Annotated in this window: 14 protein-coding genes; 8 read left to right on the top strand and 6 right to left on the bottom strand. The window is 64.3% G+C overall.

The annotated features are described in order from the left end of the window. The first annotated feature begins 13 nt into the window (after positions 1 to 13). Positions 14 to 2,440, top strand: coding sequence for an ATP-binding protein (locus tag ACODS4_RS02505; RefSeq protein ID WP_488860394.1), 2,427 nt, complete (start codon positions 14 to 16; stop codon positions 2,438 to 2,440). An 18-nt stretch (positions 2,441 to 2,458) separates the two neighbouring features. On the opposite strand, the gene ACODS4_RS02500 is transcribed toward ACODS4_RS02505, so the two are convergent. Continuing rightward, positions 2,459 to 2,791, bottom strand: a complete 333-nt coding sequence (locus ACODS4_RS02500) for a DUF1491 family protein (protein WP_488860392.1) — start codon at positions 2,789 to 2,791, stop codon at positions 2,459 to 2,461. Between the two features lie 81 nt (positions 2,792 to 2,872). Here ACODS4_RS02500 and ACODS4_RS02495 point away from each other — a divergent pair, with 81 nt between their 5' ends. The 5 genes from ACODS4_RS02495 (at position 2,873) to ACODS4_RS02475 (ending at position 12,939) form a co-directional block, all read left to right on the top strand. Further along, on the top strand, positions 2,873 to 4,336 hold the full coding sequence (locus ACODS4_RS02495; protein ID WP_488860390.1) for a tetratricopeptide repeat protein: 1,464 nt from the start codon (positions 2,873 to 2,875) through the stop codon (positions 4,334 to 4,336). Continuing rightward, complete coding sequence (locus ACODS4_RS02490; RefSeq protein ID WP_488860388.1) at positions 4,333 to 6,495, top strand: tetratricopeptide repeat protein; 2,163 nt, start codon at positions 4,333 to 4,335, stop codon at positions 6,493 to 6,495. The genes ACODS4_RS02495 and ACODS4_RS02490 overlap by 4 nt, the downstream gene beginning before the upstream one ends. A 229-nt stretch (positions 6,496 to 6,724) precedes the next feature. Further along, positions 6,725 to 9,376 (top strand): flagellar hook-basal body complex protein, encoded by a 2,652-nt coding sequence (locus ACODS4_RS02485; RefSeq protein WP_488860386.1) that lies wholly within the window; start codon positions 6,725 to 6,727, stop codon positions 9,374 to 9,376. A 108-nt stretch (positions 9,377 to 9,484) separates the two neighbouring features. Then, the gene (gene flgK / locus ACODS4_RS02480; RefSeq protein WP_488860384.1) at positions 9,485 to 10,894 is read left to right on the top strand and encodes a flagellar hook-associated protein FlgK; all 1,410 of its coding nucleotides are present in this window, start codon (positions 9,485 to 9,487) and stop codon (positions 10,892 to 10,894) included. Beyond that, complete coding sequence (locus ACODS4_RS02475) at positions 10,891 to 12,939, top strand: flagellin (protein ID WP_488860382.1); 2,049 nt, start codon at positions 10,891 to 10,893, stop codon at positions 12,937 to 12,939. The genes flgK and ACODS4_RS02475 overlap by 4 nt, the downstream gene beginning before the upstream one ends. A gap of 39 nt (positions 12,940 to 12,978) precedes the next feature. On the opposite strand, the gene ACODS4_RS02470 is transcribed toward ACODS4_RS02475, so the two are convergent. Continuing rightward, positions 12,979 to 14,067 (bottom strand): TRAP transporter substrate-binding protein, encoded by a 1,089-nt coding sequence (locus ACODS4_RS02470; protein ID WP_488860380.1) that lies wholly within the window; start codon positions 14,065 to 14,067, stop codon positions 12,979 to 12,981. 249 nt (positions 14,068 to 14,316) lie between these two features. Here ACODS4_RS02470 and ACODS4_RS02465 point away from each other — a divergent pair, with 249 nt between their 5' ends. Next, on the top strand, positions 14,317 to 16,032 hold the full coding sequence (locus tag ACODS4_RS02465; RefSeq protein WP_488860378.1) for a protein kinase domain-containing protein: 1,716 nt from the start codon (positions 14,317 to 14,319) through the stop codon (positions 16,030 to 16,032). Between the two features lie 7 nt (positions 16,033 to 16,039). On the opposite strand, the gene ACODS4_RS02460 is transcribed toward ACODS4_RS02465, so the two are convergent. From ACODS4_RS02460 to ACODS4_RS02450, 3 genes are all read right to left on the bottom strand, one after another. Beyond that, a complete protein-coding gene (locus tag ACODS4_RS02460) occupies positions 16,040 to 16,855 on the bottom strand; it encodes a PP2C family protein-serine/threonine phosphatase (protein WP_488860377.1) in 816 nt (271 codons plus the stop codon). Positions 16,856 to 16,982: 127 nt separating this feature from the next. Next, the gene (locus ACODS4_RS02455; protein WP_488860375.1) at positions 16,983 to 17,186 is read right to left on the bottom strand and encodes a hypothetical protein; all 204 of its coding nucleotides are present in this window, start codon (positions 17,184 to 17,186) and stop codon (positions 16,983 to 16,985) included. A 34-nt stretch (positions 17,187 to 17,220) separates the two neighbouring features. Continuing rightward, positions 17,221 to 17,748: a hypothetical protein gene (locus ACODS4_RS02450; RefSeq protein ID WP_488860373.1), complete on the bottom strand. Its 528-nt coding sequence runs from the start codon at positions 17,746 to 17,748 to the stop codon at positions 17,221 to 17,223. A gap of 192 nt (positions 17,749 to 17,940) precedes the next feature. Between ACODS4_RS02450 and ACODS4_RS02445 the strand changes: the two genes are divergently transcribed. After that, positions 17,941 to 19,503: a tetratricopeptide repeat protein gene (locus ACODS4_RS02445; RefSeq protein ID WP_488860371.1), complete on the top strand. Its 1,563-nt coding sequence runs from the start codon at positions 17,941 to 17,943 to the stop codon at positions 19,501 to 19,503. On the opposite strand, the gene ACODS4_RS02440 is transcribed toward ACODS4_RS02445, so the two are convergent. Next, positions 19,493 to 20,740 (bottom strand): class I SAM-dependent DNA methyltransferase, encoded by a 1,248-nt coding sequence (locus ACODS4_RS02440; RefSeq protein WP_488860369.1) that lies wholly within the window; start codon positions 20,738 to 20,740, stop codon positions 19,493 to 19,495. The genes ACODS4_RS02445 and ACODS4_RS02440 overlap by 11 nt on opposite strands. Positions 20,741 to 20,766 lie beyond the last annotated feature (26 nt).

Here is a 20,766-nt window from a genome sequence, read left to right as displayed (position 1 = left end):
GGTGAAACCGGACATGACCCTCGTCACCCCTGCCCCGTCCAGGGCGTCCAACATCGACGCGACGCGCAGCGTGCCGATGGACCGACCGCCCACCCGGCGGCGGCGTCGCCTTGGCATCGCCTTGCGCATTTCGCTGGGGCTGTCGGTGATGGCGTTGCTGGTCCTGGTCATCGGCGGCGTGTCGATGTCGTCCTTCCGGCTGTTCCGATCCGAAGTGACGGCGTTGTCCACCAACACCTTGCCGGAAGTCATCACCAGCGCCGAATTGCACGCGGCCTTGCAAAAGCTGGTCGCGCAACTGCCGTTGCTGTCCGGGGCGACCTCCACGCCGCAACGCCGCTCGATCTATGACGGGGTGATCGCCGATCTGGAATCCATGCAATTGCTGGTCGCCCGCATGCGCGGCCTGTTGGTCGAGGAACGGGACAATGACGGCGTTGGAGACGGCGACGTTCGCCTGTTGGAGCAAACCCGTTCCACGTTGCTGATTCTGGCGGCGACGGTCGCGGATTTGAACGCCGAGGTTTCGCGTCAAATCGCCCATGGGGAACGGCTGACGGAAGCGGCGATCGGTTTGGGGCGCTTGTCCAGCGGTTTGGAAGGGCTGTCGGGACCAGAAATCGGACCATGGGCGGCGCGGGTCGGCGCGTTGATGGCGCGGGCCGCCGGGTCGATTCAGCTTGAGCATCTCAACCGCCTGAAGGGCGAACAACGCGCTGTTGAACGCACGCTGTTGGAGCTTGGCCAGATCGCCGGAACCACGGTCGGTTCGTCGGGTCAGGCGATGGCGGCCATGCAGGAAGAGTTGTTCTCTCTGCTGATCGGGCCGGGGGGCCTGTATGAGAGCGCGGCGGAGCGGTTGCAGGCGCGCAACCGCGCCCAGGCGCTGACCGGACAGGCCCGCGTTTTGGTGGAGACCGTGGACCGCTCCTCCCGCGCCCTGTTCGATTCCGTTCGGGATCTGTCGGCGGAGCGCACCAGCGCCTTGGGGGGCTTGATCGCCGAACGGACGCGCGCCGTCATGGCGCTGGGGGCCGCGTCGATTCTTTTGGTGATCGCCGTCCATTTCATCTTCCGCCGCTTTCTGTCGTCGCGGTTGGTGGCGCTGAACCGGGCGGTGCTGGCGCGGTTGTCCGGCAATGGCGGCGAAACCGCCATCCCGGTGGATGGCGACGACGAAATCACCGACATCGGGGCCTCCATCCGCTATTTCATCGACGAAATCGACCGGCGGCAGCGGGATCTGTCCGACAATGAGCGGCGGTTCCGCAGTCTGGTCGAAGGATCGATTCAGGGCACCATCATTCACCGCGATTTCCGCGCGGTGTACGCCAACGAAGCCTTTGCGGCGATGTTTGGCGTCAGCGTCGCCGACATCATGGCCCTGCCCTCTCTGCTGTCCCTGGTCGGACCGGGGGAGCAAACCAAGATGATCGAGAATTACCATTATCTGCTGACCAGCGGACAGCCGACCGGACGCCGCCGCATCCGCGCCACCCGCCCCGACGGCGGTTGTTTGTGGGTGGAGTTGACCGGGCGGCGGGTCGATTGGATGGATGGCCCCGCGATTCAGGCCGTGGTCGTCGACGTCACCCGCGAGGCGGAGGCCGAAGACGCGTTGCGGCAGTCGCGCGACGCCGCCGAACGCGCCCTGAATGAGTTGAAGGCGACCCAGGCCAGTTTGATCCAGGCCGAAAAGATGGCTTCCCTCGGCCAACTGGTCGCGGGCGTGGCGCATGAGGTGAACACCCCGATTGGCATCACCATCACCGGCGCGTCTCAATTGCAGGCGCTGATTGAGGATCTGGCGCGCGGTCACGCCGCCAGCACGTTGAAAAAGTCGGATTTCCAGCGCTTCCTCAGCGATGGGCTGGAAATGGCCAATCTGATCCTGACCAACAGCACACGGGCCGCCAATCTGGTGCAAAGCTTCAAGCTGGTCGCCGTCGATCAATCAAGCGACGAGCGCCGCTGTTTTCTGCTGAAGGATTACATTGAAGAGCTGTTGCGCAGCCTTCACCCGACCTACAAGACCCGGATGGAATTGACCATCGCGCTCGATTGCCCGACAGACATCGAACTGGACGGCTATCCCGGCGCCTTGTCGCAGATCCTGACGAATTTGATTATGAACGCGCTGATCCACGCGCTTGCCCCGGACAAACCGGGGACCATCACCATCGCCGCGCGTCTGGTCGATGAGGACACCGTCGAATTGTCGGTCGCCGACAACGGAAGCGGCATTCCGCCAGACGTGTTGCCGAAGATTTTCGATCCCTTCTTCACCACCCGGCGGGGCAGCGGCGGCAGCGGGTTGGGGCTGCACATCGTCTACAACCTCGTGACCGGACGGCTGCACGGCTCCATCGCGGTGTCGAGCAAAGCGAATGAGGGGACACGCTTCACCCTGCGTTTTCCCCGCGTCACCACATCAGACTGATTTCAAAAGCGTTTTCGGTCAGCGGATGGCTCCCTCAAACCAGTGACGGCCCTGGCGGTCCTCGACCTCCAGAACCCAGACGTCGGGATCATAGCGGGTCTGCCGGGCGATGTAGGCGTCGGCGTCCGCCTCCGGCACCGGATCGGGGCCAGTGCCGCGCGACCAGAACAGCCGGTCGCCGTCATTCACCTGGACCAGCACGGAGAATGTCCGGTCCAGCCGGTTCAGCTTCAGGATGACCGTGCCCCGGCTGGGATCGCCCTTGCGCACCACCATGATCGACACGCCCTGCGCGTCGGCGGCGCGGATGTGGGCCATCACCCAGAGATGCGTCGGCAAACGGTCATCCATGCTGGTCGTCCATGATCGTCCATTCCGTGATCGGCAAAGGGTGCTCGCCTAACCGGGGGATGCCGGTGTAAACAAGAAGGTATGACGACACTCCTGGACGCTCTCGACGCTGCCGTCAACCACCACATGGCGGGCCGCGTTGACGCGGCGGAGCGGCATTACCGGCTGATCTTGGGCGTCGATCCGGCGCAGCCCGACGCGCTGCATTTGTTCGGCGTGTTGCGGGCGCAAACCGGCGCTCCGGCCCTGGCGGTCGCCGCGATCACCCGGTCGCTCCGCGTCCGCCCGGCGGCGGCTCAAGCCTGGGCGCATCTGGGGGCGGCCCTGCGCGCGGCCGAACGGCTGGAGGACGCCGAGACGGCGTTGCGCCGCGCCTTGGCGCTGGATCCGGCGTCGGCGGACGCGCTGGACGCGCTGGGGGCGACGCTGCACGGGCTGGCGCGTTACCCGCAGGCGCGGGGGTGGTTGCTGCGCGCCGACGCCTTGCGACCCGGCCACGCCGAAACGTTGCTGAATCTGGGAACCGTGCTGCGCGATCAACGCCATTTTGCCGAGGCGGAGCGCTGCTTTGACCGGGTGTTGACGGCCCAACCCGCGCATGCGGGCGCCCAGTTGGCCCGCGCGGTCGGTCGGCTGGTTCGCGGCGATTTACGGGTCGGTTGGGAGGGGTTTGAGCATCGCTGGCGTCGCTTCTCCACGCCGCCCTGGGCGGGAGAGCCGTTGAACGGCGCCGCCATTCTGCTGCACATGGAGCAGGGCTTTGGCGACGCCATGCAGTTCGTCCGCTACGCGCCCCTGGTGGCGCAAGCGGGCGGGCGGGTGGTGATCGAGGCCAGCCCGGCGCTGTTCCGTCTGTTTCAGGCCAGTTTCGATCCGTCCATCCAGGTGCTGGTCCGGGGACCGGAACCGCCGCCGCATGATTGTCATTGCCCGTTGATGAGCCTGCCGCGCGCTTTCGCCACCGACCTGTCCAACATCCCAGCGGCGATCCCCTATTTGACGCCCGAGCGTGGCGACCGCAACCGCTGGCGCGACCAGCTCGCCAGTGGGCCGGAAGGCTTGCGCGTCGGGCTGGTCTGGGCGGGGAACCCGCGTCACCGCAACGACCACAACCGCTCGCTTCCCGTGACGGCGCTGCGCCCGTTGCTGGGCGTTCCCGGCGTTCGCTTGTTCAATCTTCAGGCGGGGGAGGCGCGCGGCGCGCTGTCGGCGCTGGCCCCCGGCGGCTTTGAGGATCCGATGGAGCGGGTGCGCGACTTCGCCGACACCGGGGCGATCCTCGCCAACCTGGATCTGCTCATCAGCGTGGACACCGCCATCGTCCATCTCGCCGGGGCGATGGGGGTTCCGGCCTGGCTCTTGTTGCCCTACGCCCCCGATTGGCGCTGGCTGCTCGACCGGGCGGACAGCCCCTGGTACCCGTCGCTTCGGCTGTTCCGCCAACCCCGTCCCGGCGATTGGGCCACCGTGATGGGGACGGTCGCCGCCGTTCTGAAGGCGCTGGCCCGCCAAACAGCGCCGCGCCAGACGGCGAACCCGGCATGAGCGACAGCACGGACATTCTCAAGCAGGGGCTGGCCGCCCACCAGCAGGGCAACTTGCCGGGCGCGCTGGCGCTGTACCGACAGGTTTTGTCTCTGGACCGCTCCAACGCCGACGCCACCCATTTGATCGGCGTCATCGCCTATCAGACCGGCGATCCGATGACGGCGATCAACGTCATTCAACGGGCCATCGCGCTGGATGACCGCAACCCGGCCTTTCACAGCAATCTGGGAGAAGCCCTGCGCGCCACCGGCGCGCTGGACAAGGCCGTCGAAGCGCACCGCCAAGCCCTGAATCTTGACGGCAACTTCATCGAGGCTCACCGCAATTTGGGCGTCGTCGAACTGGCGCGCGGCAACGCCCAAGCGTCGGCGGACAGCTTCCGGCGGGCGCTGGCCCGCGATCCGGCGTCGGCTCCGGCTTGGCATGGTCTGGGGTTGGCGTTGGAAGCGCTGGGCCACAAGTCCGATGCGGCCAACGCCTACGATCAATGCCTGATCCATGATCCTACCCATGTGGACGCCCGGCAGCGCCGCGCCGCTCTGGCCGCTTTCCTTCCGTCCGAAAGCGCCCCGGTCGCCTCTGACGCCGCGTCAGCCGCCTGGTCGGGCGTGGCGTTGCAGGAGTTGCGCGCGCAATGCTGCAATCCCAACGGCGGGTTGGAGCGGCTGGCGGCCATCGACCGCCTGTGCACGACGATGCTGGGGGATCGAACGGCGGTTTCCCGAGCGATCCTGGACGCGCTGGAGGAAGACCCGCTGTGCGGCGACCCAATCCTCGACGCGTCGGCGCAATTCCGTCTCAGCGGCGATCTTTATCATTATGAACGGCTGATTCACACGGTGATCGGCAATGGCGGGGATTGGCCGCTGGACGTGGCCCACGCCGTTTATTGGTCAATCAGCCGTCAGGTTTTTCTGGGCCGTCCGCTGGCCACCCGCCTTTCCGCCTTCACGGCGGGGGATTTGCCCCGTCTGTACCGCTGGATTTTGCGGGAAGTCCGCCATCGCTACGCCATCCAGGTCGCCCCGGCCAAGATCCAGGCAGGAACGCCGCAACGCGTCGCCATCGTGACCAACCAGTTCACTCAACCGATGCACCAGCCGTCGCGCGACGCCTTCGATTACGCCCGTCGCCTGCAAGACGAGTTTGGCTGCACGGTGTTGCTGGTGAATGGCAATTTGCTGCCCAGCGTGGTGGTGACGGCCTTTGTGCCGCCCTTTCAGGCGATGGTCACGCCCAGCTTGGCCGGAGCCATGCCGGTGACGGATGGAGGGGCCACCGTTCAAAGCTGGTCGTCGGTTGAACGCAGCCTGTCGGAAAGCAAAATCCGGGGGTTGGTCGAAACCATCGAGCGGTTCAATCCCGACCTCGTGGTGTCGTTCGGTGGATCGGTGTTGGCCGCCGACCTGTTCGCGGGCGTCCGGCCAACCATCTGCATCCCAACCACCAGCGGGTTGACCTGTTCCCAGGCCGACATCGTGCTGAGCTTTGACGGCGGCGATCCCACGGTTGGCGTTCCAGACGAGTATCGCGCGCCGTTTGCCGAGCGTTTCCGGCCTTTTGTCTTTGGGTATTCGGCGCCGCCGCAAGCGCAGAACGCCAGCCGGGCGGCCTTTGGCGTGAGCGACGACGCCTTCCTGTTCACCGTGGTTGGCGGGCGGCTTGACGACGAGGTGACGCCCGCCTTCGTCGAGCGGTTGGACCGCCTTCTTGATTTGTGCCCGAGGGCGGTGGTTGTTTTCGCCGGGCCGGTGGCCTCCCTGCCCGCGCGCCTGGGACGGGCGCGCAACGCCGCTCGCTTGCGGTGTTTGGGCTTTGTCGGGGAAATCCGGGCGCTCTATCACGTGGCCGACGCCTACCTCAACCCACCGCGCCAGGGCGGCGGCGGCAGCGCGGCCTATGCGCTGGCTGACGGGGTTCCCGTGGTCACGCTGAACCAGGGCGACGTCGCGGCGGTTGTCGGGGCGGCCCGCGCGCAAGACAATTTTGACGCCTATGTCGAGCGGGCCAAGCGTCTTTGCCTGGATCCGGACTTTCATCGAGATGAGACGATTGAGGCGCGTCGCCTGTTCGCCACCGTCGACGCCCGCCACGAGGCGGTTGAACGGCTTCTGGCCTATGGCCGCGCGTTGAGCGAGCGGTTCTCCACCCGCTGAGAGAAACCGTGTTGGGACGGAACGGCAAAGGGCAGGCGGCGTTTTCTTCCCTTTCTGTTCCACCAACCGCTAGGCGAAACTTTCCCAGTGCCCGGCAAAAACGTGCCCCTTGGGCCAATGCTCAGAAATAACCGTTTAAAAACAAATAGATAATCGGATTGCGCCGGTTGGCACTCCTTTTGCTTAGAAAGAGGCAACGACGTTCGACCTTTTTCGGAGACCACCGGCCATGAGCATCTTCGGTTCGATGACAACCGCCGTCCTCGGCTTGAATGCCCAGTCGAAGGCGCTTGGCCACATCTCGGACAACATCGCCAACGCTTCGACCATTGGTTACAAGCGGGTCGATACGGCGTTCGAGACGATGGTTCTGCAATCGAGTCAGCGGCTCCATGCGCCGGGCGGCGTGACCGCGCAGCCGGTCTTCATGAACAACATCCAGGGCAGCCTGACCCAGGTGCAAAGCCCGACGAACATCGCCATCCAGGGCCAGGGCTTCTTCAGCGTCTCCAAGCTGAGCACTCAAGGCACGACGGGCACCGTCCAGACGCAGACCGGAACGGTCAGCGCGTCGGCGTCCTACTACACCCGCGCGGGCGACTTTGAATTGGACAAGAACCGCTATCTGGTCAACAGCGCGGGTTACGCGCTGAACGGCTGGGTGACGGATCCGGTGACGGGAGAGTTGAAGAAGGATCAGGTCGCGCCCATCCAGGTCAGCTCGTTGATCGACAAACCAACTTCGACCACGGGAATCGACCTGTCGGCCAATCTGCCCGCGACCCCGGCCAAGGGGCAAAAGGTCCCCGATTCCAGCATCCAAATTTTCGACACGCAGGGCAACCCGCGCACCGTCAACTTCAAATGGCGCCAGCAGGCTGGCAGCGATTGGCGGATGGTGATCGACGCGCCCGGCTCCAACAGCAAGCCGGTGGACGGCAGTTTCGCCGGTTATCCGGCCACGGCGACCTTCGGGCAGAACATCGCGGGCGTGACGGCGATCGCCCAGGCCAACGCCGTGGTCATTTCCGGCCAGAACACCAACGGCCAGGACAATCTGCGGGTTGGCGAGACCTACACCGTCACGGTTGACGGCACCAACTACAGCCTGAAGATCACGTCGGACAACATCTCGTCGATCCGCACCTATTCGGGTCTGGCGGGCGCCTTGGCCAACCAAATCAACTCGGCGTCCCCGGCGGCGTCGGTGCTGGCGACGGTCACGAACAACGTGATCCATGTTTCCGCCCGCAACGCCGGAACCCCGTTCAAGATCAGCCAGAGCGTGTCCGGCGCGGCGCCGACCACCAACACGATCACCGGGCCGACGACCACGGCGGCGACCTCGACCGCCGGTCAGATCGACCGCTACTCCTTCCCGCAGTCGCAGATCGACGTTGGCGACGTCTATCAAATTCGCGTGCAGGTCGGCGGCGCCGCCACCAGCACCACGCTGGCCGTCACCGTCACCGCGCAGACTTATTCCACCTACGCCAACGTCACCGGCGTTGTGCAGGAAATGGCCAACCGCATCAACGCGGCGGGGCTGGGCGTAACCGCGTCGGCCACCGGCGGCGTTCTGAGCATTCAGAACAGCACGGCGGCCGGCACCATCACCGCGACGTCGAGCGGCGTCGTCAACTCCAGCGCCGCCGCGAACACGATGACCGGCGTATTTTCGACCGCCAACGTCGCGGGCGTGCGTCAGACCCGCACCGTGACCCTGACTGGAACGCCGGGCGACGTCGGCACGCTCTATTCGTTGAGCGTCAACGGCACGCCCGTGACCTACAGCACCACCGGCGACGAGTTGACGATGGAGGACATCACCGCCGCGTTGGCGAACAAGATCAACTCCAACACCTCGCTGCCGGTGACGGCCACGGCGCAGGGCGGGGTCATCAGCGTCACCGCCAAAACGGCGACGGATCCCGCCTACACGCAAACCATGACCGGCACCGGCACGATCACGCTGGGCGGAGCCACGGTTTCGGACATTGGCGACACCTACACGGTGACTGCGGGCGGCACGACCTACTCCTTGCCGATCACCGCCGCCAATCACGCGACCTATGGCACGCCGAACGCGGTGATGAACTACTTCGCCACGCAGATCAACGCGGCGGGCGGCACCGCAAGCGTTTCTGGCGGCGTTTTGACCGTCACCAGCGACGCGACGGCCACCGGCACCGTTACGAACACCACAGCCCAGCAATTCACGCTCGATCAGACCTGCGTGGCCGGTCAGACCCCGGCCCACATCGGCCTGACCTTCGGCAAGACTCCGGAGACTGTCGGCACGCTGACCAACATCTCCACCGCGCTGGTCGGCACAGGCACGGCGGTCAGCGCCGCCACCCAGGCCGCCGGGGCCGCCGCCAACGTCACCTTCACGGTCGATTACGGTTTTGGTCCGCAACAGGTCACGCTGAACATGGGCAAGTATCAGAAGCCCGGCGGTCTGACCCAATATGCGGGCGAGCAAATCAACGTGACGCAGTTGGTTCAAAACGGCGCGCCGCGCGGCCAGTTCAAAGACGTGGTGTTCGGCGACAACGGCAACGTGCTGGTCAACTATGACAATGGCCGCTCGAAAGTCATCGCCAAGGTGCCGATCGTCACCTTCAACAACCCGAACGCGCTCCAACGTGAATCGGGCGGCGTGTTCCTGGAAAGCGAAGACGCGGGAAAACCGAACTTCAACGATCCAGAGACCAACGGCGCCGGCGCGGTGATCGCCAACAGCACCGAAGGCTCCAACGTCGACATCGCCGATGAGTTCACCAAGTTGATCGTGACCCAACGGTCTTACTCCGCGAACACCAAGATCGTCACGACGTCCGACGAAATGCTCCAGGAAGTCCTCGGCCTGAAGCGTTAATCGCGGTTTTTGAACGCCTGAGGGGTGCAACTCAAAGAGTGCGTGTGATGGGAACGGCGGCGTCACGCCGCCGAATCCCTCCCCCTGCCCGACGAAAGGTCAACGGCCATGTCCTCCCTCTTCAGCGCCTTGAACAGTGCCACCGCCGGTCTGCGCACCGTTCAGACCAATGTGAAGCTGGTCTCGGACAACATCGCCCGGGCCGACGACCCCAACCGCACCCGCCACACCGTCCAGCAGATGGTCGATGGCAGCGGGCAGGTTATCAACACCCAGTATCGGCGCGAGGTTGACACCGCGTTGCTTGGGCAGGTCCAGGATTTGACCTCGCGCAATGGCGGTTCCGCCGTTCAGTCGGCCTATATGCAGCAGTTGGGCGATCTGCTGCGCACCACCAACGGCACCCCGCTCATCAACAGCTACGCCGACAAGTTCCAGGCCGCCTGGAGCACGCTGGCCGCGTCCCCGGAAAACGAAACCGCCCAATACCAGTTGGTTCAATCCGCCGACAATTTCGCGCGTGAAATCCGCCGCGTGTCGGAGGGGGTGGAACAGATGGACCGCGCCATGACGGTCGACATGGACAATTCGTTGACCAAGGTGAATGGCCTGCTGAAAGACATCAACCAGATCAACAACGACATGGTGTCGCTGAAAAGCCAGGGCGCGGCGGGAAATGAGGTGGCTGACAAGCGCGACGGATTGATCCGCGAGTTGAGCGGCTACATGAGCATCCGCACGGTCGAACGCCCGGATGGGCGGGTCGCCCTGTTTTCGCCGACCGGCTTGGCTCTGGTTGACGCTGAACCGGCAAAACTTTCCTTCGACGGCGGCAACATCAACCTACAGGTCGGCAACAATGTCACCCCGATCAACAACCATCTGAACGACGGCAAGCTGGGCGCGCTGCTGAAGATGCGCCAGGACGGCTCGCTGTCCGATCCGCCCAAGCCCGCCAGCGGCGACCCGACCGCCGAAGTGATCCGCAAGCTGCGCTCGCAGTTGGACCAGTTCGCCTCGGCCTTCACGAGCGCCACAAAATCTGGGGAGCCGACCAGCTTCAAGGACGCCTACGACAACGCGGTTTCCGCCGACGGCGAACAGGGCGACCAATTCTTCACCGGATCGGACCGCTTCACCATCTCGGTGAACGCTAAGCTTTTGGACAACACGGCAAAAGTGAAGCGGTTGGCGATCGACGGCGTCACCGACGCCTTGAAGGCGCCGGGCCGGAATTTGACCGCTGACGGCCTGAATCTCACGGACACGACCTACAGCGGAATGGCCAGCGCCATCACCGGAACCTGGATGGGGACCGCCAAGTCGATCAGCGACAAGCAGACCTCGGACAAGGCCTCTCTCCAGCTCCTGACCGAGCGCTACCACTCCAACACCGGCGTCAACATCGACGAGGAAATCGCCAATCTCCAGCAGCTTCAAACATCGTATCAGGCTTCGGCACGAGTCATGCAAGTGGCCAATGCAATGTTTGACGCGCTGGAGGCTGTGGTCCGATGAGCTCGATAACGCAAGTAAGCAGCTACTCGCAGTATCTGAGTCTGGTCAGGAATCTGTCCAACGGCCAGAACAACGTAGATACGCTGTCGCAACAACTCACCACGGGCAAGAAGTCAACCGACCTCAACGCCTATGGGACCGACACCCAGAAGCTTCTGGACTTGCGCGCCGAGATGGCTCGGCGCGACAATTACGTCCAGAACATCGACACGGCCAGCCCGCGCGTCGCCGCGTCGGACAAGGTGCTGACCGCGCTGGAGAAGTTGGCGTCGGACTGGCAGTCCAGCAACCTGATGCCGTTCGCGCCAGGCCCGCCCAGCATCACGTCGGCCTACAACGCCAATCCCGACGCGATGAAGGTGGCGGTGGACACCACCAAATCCACCCTGACCGTCGGGGCCCGCTACACCATCACCGCCATTCCGTCGCAGACCGGCAACAACGGCAGTTTCGACGTCACCGTAACCGACGGTCTGGGCGGCAAAACCACCCGCACGCTCAATCTGAAAACCACGCCGCCCAGCGATGGGAAAGGCTACAATTTCACGATGTCTGGCGGACCGGGCGACGGCGCCGTGTTGAACCTGGATTTCGACAAACTGTCGGCGGCGTCCAACAGCAGCTTCACCGTGGCCTTCCCGCAGGCTGACCAGATGAAGGACCGCGCCGAAGGAGCGATGCGGGACATTCAGGAATACATGAATCAGCGCTTTGGCGACCGCTATCTGTTCGCCGGGTCGCGTTATTCGCAAGAACCCGTCACCGATCTGATGGCCACCAAACAAACCAGCAAGGTGACGTTCAACGGCGCCGTGACGAACGCCGACGACTATTACGAGATGACGGTCAACGGCCAGACCTTCGGCTACCAGATCCAGGCGGCCGACCCCAAGACTCTGACCTTCATCGCGCAAACGCTCAGCACCCAGATCAACGCCGCCAGCCCGGCCTTGCCGATGACCGTCTCAACGGCGAACGGCATCATCACGCTGGTGGGCAACGATCCGGGGCAGTCCTTCACCGTGTCGTCCCGCGTCCAGAACGCGGCCACGGTCGAGAACTCCACCGACGTGGCGTCGACGACGCAAACCCCCACGGCCACGCTGCCGCAGATCCAGCGTTTCACCCTGAACGGCGCCAACGTCGACATTGGCGACACCTTTGAGTTCGAGGTGGCGGTCGGCGATCCTGACGACCCCTACAATCAAAAATATTACGCCGCCAACCCGACCGAGCCAAAGGATCTGCCGCCCTATCAGAGCTACAAGATCAGCTACACGGTCAGCGACACCGATTACGCGGCGGGCACCACCACGGTCAGCGCGGTGGCGGACAAGCTGCGCCAGCAATTCGCGGCGACCAAGCCGCAACCGCCCGTCACCATCGACGCCGTGGGCAGCGGCGCCGGCATCGCCCTGACCAGCACCGCCAATCTGGACCCCAATCACCCCAATCGCACCCAACTGTTCACGACGACGGCCAAGGTGACGAACGGGTCGTTGGACAACACGGTCAGCGTGGCGACCCTGCCGCCGGAAGCCGATCCGATCACCGACGTTCCTTATGTTGATCCGCCGGATCTGCCCTTTTACGACACCGAATTTCTGACCAAGGGCAAAAACCCCGACGCCTATCGGAAATCACAGGTCAGCATTGACGATGGCCTGAACATCACCTATGGCGTCAGCGCCGATGAAAAGGGGTTTCAGACGCTGGTCCAGGCCTTCCGCATGGCGCGGGTCGCCGCCAGCCATCCGGGGCAATACACCGAGTACATCAACAAATCACGTGAGTTGATGTCCCAGGCGAGCGACGAGCTGCGCTCCATCCACTCCAAGGTCGCGTCGGACATGGCGACCCTCGACAGCACCAAGAGCAGCCACACCGACGCCAAGGCCACCTTGACCGACCGCATCGCGGGCATCGAGGGCATTGACCAGACGGAGGTGGCCGCCCGGCTCAGCACCTCGATGAACACCCTGCAAGCGGCCTACACCGTGGCCGGTCAGACCAAGCGCTTGTCGCTGCTGAACTTCCTGTCCTGAGCGGCGGGGTGAACCGCAAATCACCCCGCCCTCTGGCGGTTATTTCGAGCGCCCGGCGGACTGGACAAAATTGTCATAGGGCAATTCGGCGACGCGGAACCACAATTGCGCCTCGTCCAGGAACGGCTTCCAACTGTCATAGACGGTCTTAAAGGCTGGGTTGGTTTTGCCGATCTCGTCGTACAGCTCGAAGGCGATCTTGTGCGCGGCTTCCATCAGGTCGCGCGGATAAGGGCGCAGCAGAGCGCCTTTGCTGACCAGACGTTTGAGAGCTTTGGCGTTTTCCGCGTCGTAACGCGCGGTCATCGCGCTGTTCGCCTCGGCGCAGGCGGCCGTCAGAATCGCCTGATAGGATTTGGGCAGAGCTTCCCATTCCTTCAGATTGACGTAAAGCGAAACCTGCGGTCCGCCTTCCCACCAGCCTGGGTAATAGTAATGCTTGGCGACCTGATAGAAGCCGAGCTTTTCATCGTCGTACGGACCGACGAACTCCACCGCGTCGATGGTGCCCTTTTCCAAAGCCGGATAGACGTCGCTGCCCGCGATCTGCGTCGGCGTCGCCCCCAGCTTGCTCATGATCTGTCCGGCGATCCCGGCGATGCGGATCTTCAGCCCGGAAAAATCCGCCAGCGACTTGATTTCCTTGCGGTACCAGCCCCCCATCTGAGCGCCGGTGTTGCCCGCCGGAAACTGGATGACGTTGTAGTTTCTGAAGAAGCTGCGCATCAGCTCCTGACCGCCGCCATACTGGTGCCAGGCGTTTTGCTGGCGGGCGTTCGGGCCGAAGGGAAGCGCCGTGTCGAAGGCAAAGGTCGGATCCTTGCCGACATAGTAGTAACCGCAGGTGTGGCCGCAATGAACGGTGCCGTTCTGCACCGCGTCAAGCACCTGGAGGCCAGGAACGATCTCCCCCGCCGCGTGAACACGGATCTGAAACTTGCCGTCGGTGGCCTCGGCGACGCGCTTGGCGATCATCTCCGACGTGCCCATCAGAATGTCGGTGCTTTTGGGAAAGCTCGACGCCAGACGCCATTGGACGTCCGGCTGTGTCTGGGCGATGGCCGGAGCGGTGACGCCGCTGGCCGCCAAGCCGACGCCGGCGGAGGTGAGAAAGGCGCGTCTTTTCACTTCTGATCTCCCACAAAGTCCGATGCGCGGATCATCGGCTTCACCCTTGAAATTGATGAAGAATTTCCGCTTCGCATGGTCATGTGCAACAAAGCAGCCGTTTGATCGCCGCGCATCGACCAATTCCGCATGTCTGCTCTTCGGGCGTCGGAGAGCGCCATGCAGCGTAAGGTTCTTCCCCCTCTTGGCCTTCCGCCTCGCCTGGGGCTATACCGAAAGGACAGGGTATGGATTGGGAGCGCCCCGGCGATGGCGACCGCAGCGCAAAAGCTGGGAAAATACGAACGTCTTGATCGGATCGCTCAAGACGGCGGCGTTGTGTTGCATCGTGGCGTTGACCCAACCAACGGTCGCGCGATTCTGCTGCACAGCGCTCCCCTGTCCGATTTCGTTGGCCAGGATGAGCGCTTGGCGCGTTTCCGTCGGGAAGCTGGCGCGGCGGCGCGGCTGACGCACCCGAACATTGTTCCTTTCTACGCCTCTGGCGAGACGGAGTCCGTCGTCTTCATCGCCACGGAACCGGTGAGCGGGAACAGTCTTGACCGGGTCGTCGACCAAATCACGGGGTGGGCGGACCGGCTGGCCATCCTGAGCGCCGTGCTGGACGCGCTGTCCGCCGCGCATCGAAACGATCTGGCGCATGGGGCGCTCAGCCCGGCGGTCATCTGGCTGCGCGTCGATGGAACCATTGGCGTCAGCGGGTTTGGCATGGCCGCGCTGCACGCCTCGCAGGCGACCCAGACCGATGATCTGCGGGCGGCGAAGGCTTTGACCAAATGGTTGCTGGCCATTCATAGGGAGCGGCCAGCGGTCGCCGCCCTGTTGGCGCGTCTGAACGCGACGCCCACCGGATTTTCCAGCGTCGCGGCGCTGCGCGACGGCGTGGCCGGATTGGCGTCCACCAAAGCCACGTCAACCCGTTCCCCGGTGGCGTGGCGGCCACTTGCGGCGCTGCTGGTGATTGGTCTGGCGGTGCTCGCAGGATTTGTGTGGCAACGGAAAGTCGCCAAGAGCCGGACGGTTCCCACCATAACCGCCTCAGCGTCAGCGCCTGCGCCTGCGCCTGCGCCTGAGGTTCCAGCGTCGCTGGCGGTCCAACCACCGCCGTCGGACGCCCCGCCGCCGGAATCGGCTCCCCCCTCCGTCCCATCGCCGGAGCCGCCCAAGGAGCCAAGCCCCACGGAGGCCGCTCCACCACAACCAGCCCCGTCCATCGCCCAGCCTCCTGCCGATGAAAAGCCGGACGCGCCCGAAACGCCGGTCGCCGCGCCGCGCCCGTCGGCGGCCAGCGTTGACATGGCTTTGCGGTCCATCCCATGCGCGACGGTGACGGTTGAAGAGGAGGCCGGTCGTCTGGTCGTTTCCGGGACCGCCGCCGGAGAGGCGGCCCGCAACGCCGTTCAAACGCTCCTGGACCTCAACGCCGAGGGACGGGATGTTCGGTTGAACGTGACGACCGCTCCCGAAAGCTTGTGCGCGCCTTTGGCTTTGGTGGCCGGAGCGTTGATGGCGAACGCCGACCAAACCGCCCCGATGACGATGACTCCGATCCCGCGCCCGCTTCGTCCCGACACCCCGCTGCACAACGGCGATCCTTTGATTCTCGACATCACCGGGCCGCCATACAAAGCGCTGTTGCAGGTTGATTATTACACGGCGGATGGCGACGTCGTTCATCTGTTGCCAAATCCAGCCGACACCGACACCGGATTGGAGGCCGCAGGCGCGCGACGGTTGGGCGAACGGGTCGGCTCCGGACGATTTTGGAGCGTCGGACCACCCTTTGGCCATGAAATGGTTGTGGCGATGGCGTCGACCGCCCCGCTGTTTACGGCGCCTCGACCGGAGATCGAACCAGCCTCCGCCTATCTGTCGGCGTTGAAGCAAGCCATCGACGCGCAGCAACGCGCGCCCATGGACGCCCAACCCCACGCGGTGGCGCTGTTCATCACCACCCAGCCCTGAGGCCGGATCAGGTGGTTTCAGCGAAACGGGCGACGACGACGGTGATGTTGTCCTGGCCGCCCGCCGCGTTGGCGGCCTCCACCAGCGCGGCGCAAGCGCGCTCAGGCACGGTTTCTTGCCGCAGGATCCGGGCGATCACGGCGTCGGACACCATGCCGTTCAAGCCGTCCGAACAGAGCAGCAACGCGTCGTCGGGGAGGAGGGAATGGACCGCCACCTCGGGTTCGACCTCTTCCCCGGTGCCAAGCGCGCGCAGGATGACGTTGCGCTGTGGCGCGACGCCGCGCCCGCCATTGTCGAGCCACATCTGATAGAGGCTGTGGTCACGGGTCAGGGCGCGCAATTCACCGTCACGCAAACGGTACAGTCGGCTGTCGCCCGCGTGAAACACCACCATCTGGGGCGATCCCGGAATGCGCCACCACCCAACAGCCGTGGTTCCCATGCCGCGCCCCTCGGCAAAGCCGCGCTGCTTGTTCAGCGCGTGGATCCGTTGGTTGGCCAGCAACACCGCCGAACGGACGACGGACGCGGCGTTGCGCACGGTCGGATCATTGTCCGCCGGGTTCGCCAGAGTCTTGTCGGAATCATTTGTCGCGGATGACGTTGGCGGTGCGGAAGGCGTGAAATCTTCCAAAAAGCCGATGATGACCTCAACGGCGGCGCGGCTGGCGATGTCGCCCCCGGCGTGACCGCCCATGCCATCGCAGACCACCGCAAATTCACCCGCCGTTCCGATGGAAAAACTGTCTTCGTTGCGGGCGCGGGCGCGACCAACATCCGTTTGTCCGGCGGCGATCAGAGAAAAGGCGGCGTTGGGCATCGGTGTATGAGGCTCCGGGAACGCAAAAGGACGCGACCCCAAGGCCACCAAGGAAAACACCGGATGGGTCGCTTACGCCGATAATGGCGCAAGGGTTGGAAAAGATACAGCGTCGTTTGACGCCGACTTACACGGAGATGTTGAGATTCTGGCCCCGCGTCGGCGTGACGTTTCCGCCGCCATTTGACCCGCTTTGCAACAGGCTGGTCACGGCGGCGGCCTGCTGCTGATTGTCCTGGCTCAGCGTCTTCACGCCAAAATCATACTGGCCTTGGGCTTGGCGCAGGCTGACGGCGGCGCCTGCGGTTGACGAGGTGACATCGAAAGCCATGACAACCTGCCTGCTGACAGCCCACGACCTGGGGCTAGATCACCACATTGACGCGCGCGACGCCCGAACCGACCGAAGCGGGATGCGTCGCCGCTGTCGTGAAATGTGCCACATGGGAGCTGCCAGTGGAAGCGTTCTGTGCGTTGCCGGTGGACACGGGCTGACCAGAGGGGGCGTTTGACCGTGCCGAACCCGTTCCCCCGCTTTGATCCTTTTTGTCCGATCCGCCCACCGTCACCTCAAAGGCGGCGGCCCGCGCCGCGTCTTTTTCCTGCTGCTGCGCTTCCTTGTACTGCTTCAGCGCCGCTTCGGTGGGGATTTGCGAGACCGTCTTTCCGTTTGCCGGATCACGGTATTGCATCACCAAACGAGACGCGTCGACGTCGTAGGAGAAGGCGATCGACGGAAAGCGGTTCACCAGGGGATCGGTGGTGTCCTGCGAAGATGGAATCGGGCTTGCGGCCCCCTTTTCAACGGTTTCACCGCTGCGGGCCGTCATGAAAGGAAGCGGACGCAACGCCGCTGACGTGGATGATCCCACATTCATGACCAGCAATTCCATGTGTTGGAAACACCTGAGAATCAAGATACATAGAATGCCGTACAAAGTAAAGACTTTGTTCATACTTATTCAGAATTGCACCTTCGGGGAAACCGCCCGTATTGCGGACATGTCCCGGATTTTGCCTTGAAAACACAGAAAATTTTCAGAAAAGCTTGCGCGTCGAGCCTCACCTGCCTAAGGCTATCGGTCATGGCCACCATCACCGAAGCCCTTACAATCGCTCTTGATCTGCATCTTTCCGGACGATTGGGAGAGGCGCAGGATCTTTACACGCGCATCCTTGACGTGGACCCGGATCACCCCGACGCGTTGCATTTTCTGGGCGTGTTGGCTGGTCAGATCGGCCAGGGAGAGTTGGGCCTGCCCCTGATTGTCCGAGCGTTGGGTCTGCGGCCTGACGCCGCAGACATCCACGCCAACCACGCCACCATCCTGAGCGGTCTAAAGCGCCGCCGGGAGGCTTTGGCGGCCCATGAGCGCGCCATCGCCCTCCGCCCCGATTTTGCTGAGGCATGGGTTGATTCCGCCACGCTCCGCCGCGAGGATGGCGATGGGGACGGCGCCATCGCGGCGCTGGAACGCGCGACTCGCGCGGCTCCAACTCTGTCCGTCGCCCCGGAGCGGCTCGTTCTTTTGCTGCATGAACGCGGTCGGCTGTTGATCGAAGCCGGGCAGTCTCTGGCCGCCTTGCCGTGCCTGACCCGCGCGGCGGAACTTGCGCCCTTCAACGCCGACATCGCCTTTCTGCTTGGCAACGCGCTGTACGCCGCTGGCTTGCGCCAAGATTCCTTGAGCGCTTACAAGCGGGCGGTCGCCTTGGTTCCTGACTTTCAATCAGCGGTCTTTAATCTCGGCATCGCCCTGGGAAAAATTGACCGGTTGGAAACGGCTGGCGCCGCGCTGTCGCACGCGGTTCGCATCGATCCGACCAACATGGACGCGCTGGAGAACCTGATTATCACGCTGTACGCGTTGGATCAGGAGGATGAGGCGAACGAATGGGCAGGCGCGCTGCTTGATCTGAAAGACCGTCTGGCGCTCGCCCATGCTCCGGCGCAACCGTCTCTTCCGACCGCTCCACGGGGCGCGGCGCAGCGAACCCGCAACGTCATCGCCTTCAGCCTGTGGGGCGATCATGAGATCTACACACAGGGGGCGGTGGCCAACGCGCGTTTGACGAAAACCTTGTTCCCAGGTTGGGAGTGCCGGGTTTATCACGACGATTCGGCGCCCCCCGAAACCTTGTCGGCCTTGACGGAGGCCGGAGCCGTTCTGGTCGCGATGGCGCCGGGCAGCGGTCCCCTCCTTGGTCTCTATTGGCGCTTCTCCGTCTCGGACGATCCAACCGTGGCCCGCTTTCTTTGCCGTGATTGCGATTCCCGCCTGTCGATGAAGGAAAAGCTGGCGGTCGACGCCTGGATCGACTCAGGCCGCCCCTTCCACATCATGCGCGATCACATTCTGCACACGGAATTGATTCTGGCCGGAATGTGGGGGGGAATGGCCGGGTTGCTGCCGGAGCTGTTGGGGCTGGCCGAACGATTCGCCCGCACGGACGTGGACCGTTGGCAAGACCAGCGGTTTTTGCGACGCTTCGTTTGGCCCCTGGTCCGCAACCGCGCTTTGATTCACGACCGAACGCACCAGCGCCATGGCGTTCCGTTCCCGGATGGCCCGAATGGCCCTTTGCCTGACCGGATTGGATCACGGGTCGCGCCCGAAGGCGCGCCGGACGCTGCGGTCACGGCCTGACGGCGACCACCACCATTCCGACCACGGGTTCTCCGCTCTCGAACCGCAATGTTTCCTGCGTCATCGCCATCAACGCCAGTCCCGAGGCGGACAGGGCGTCGCGCACATAGGCTTCCCGGTGCGCGTAGCGGCCATGGGTCGCAACCTGATAAGGGTTGGCGGTCGCCTCGTCGGCAAGCCGTTCCACGGAAAAGACCAGCCGCCCGCTCGGGCGCAACGCCACGCAGGCCCGAGCGAAAACATCGCCCAATTCCCCGAAATAGCACAGGACGTCCGCCGCCACGATCAGGTCGAAGGAGGACGGGCGCGCGGCCAGATGCGCGACCAGCTCCGCTTCGTCCAACGTGTCATAGATCGCACGGGCGTGGGCGTGGGCGAGCATGCCCCCCGACAGATCGACTCCGCTCAAACGGCGGGCGTAGGGCCGCAAGGCCGCCCCGCACAGCCCCGTGCCGCAACCGGCGTCGAGCACCGCCAAATCGCCGCGCGGCGGCGGGCCGCTCTTCACGACGGCCTCGGCCAACAGGTCCGGCGCCCGATAGCCGAGTTCGGCCAGCTTGCTGTCGAATTCGCTGGCGAACAGGTCGAAGGTTTGCCGGACATAGGCGTCCGACGCCCGATCTTCCGCTGAATCGCCAACGATGGCGGAACCAATGTGCCGCGCCATCGGGTTGTCCGGGTGGTCGCGCCGCCAATCACGCGCCAATCGCGCCGCCGTCGCGGTGTCTCCACGTTCGTGCAACAGATAGAGCGCGGTGGCGAAGTTGTCGTGACCGTCGGTCCAATCCGGGCGCGCCGCCAACGCTCGCCGGTAGCTGATGGCGGCCTCCGTCAACCGTTCCTCGTCACGCAGAAGGTTGGCTTGGTTGTTCCAGGCTTCGGCGTAATCCGGTTGCATGACCAACGCCCGATGATAGGCCCGCGCCGCTTCGATCGTCTGTCCGGTTTGCCGCAAAACGGCGGCGAGGTTGTAATGGACCAGGGCGAGGTCCAGCCCGCAGGCCAGCGCCGCACGGTAAGCCGTGGCCGCCTCTTCCGGTCGCCCCAGCGCGCGCAGGACGTTGCCATGGTTGTTGTGCGCGCCCGCCAAGGCAGGATCGGCGGCCAACGCCGCCCGATAGACGGCGTCCGCCTCCTCCGCCCGACCAGCGGCGGCCAAGGCGTCGGCCTGTTGGCACAGGCGCGCCGCCACGGGAACGGCGGCTTTCGCGCGCACGGCCAAACGGGATGCGGCCATGATGACGTCTCCTGCGAACGGCGGAA

This window comes from Azospirillum sp. FG154 (assembly GCF_057809575.1).
This window is presented reverse-complemented; position numbering and strand designations above follow the sequence as displayed.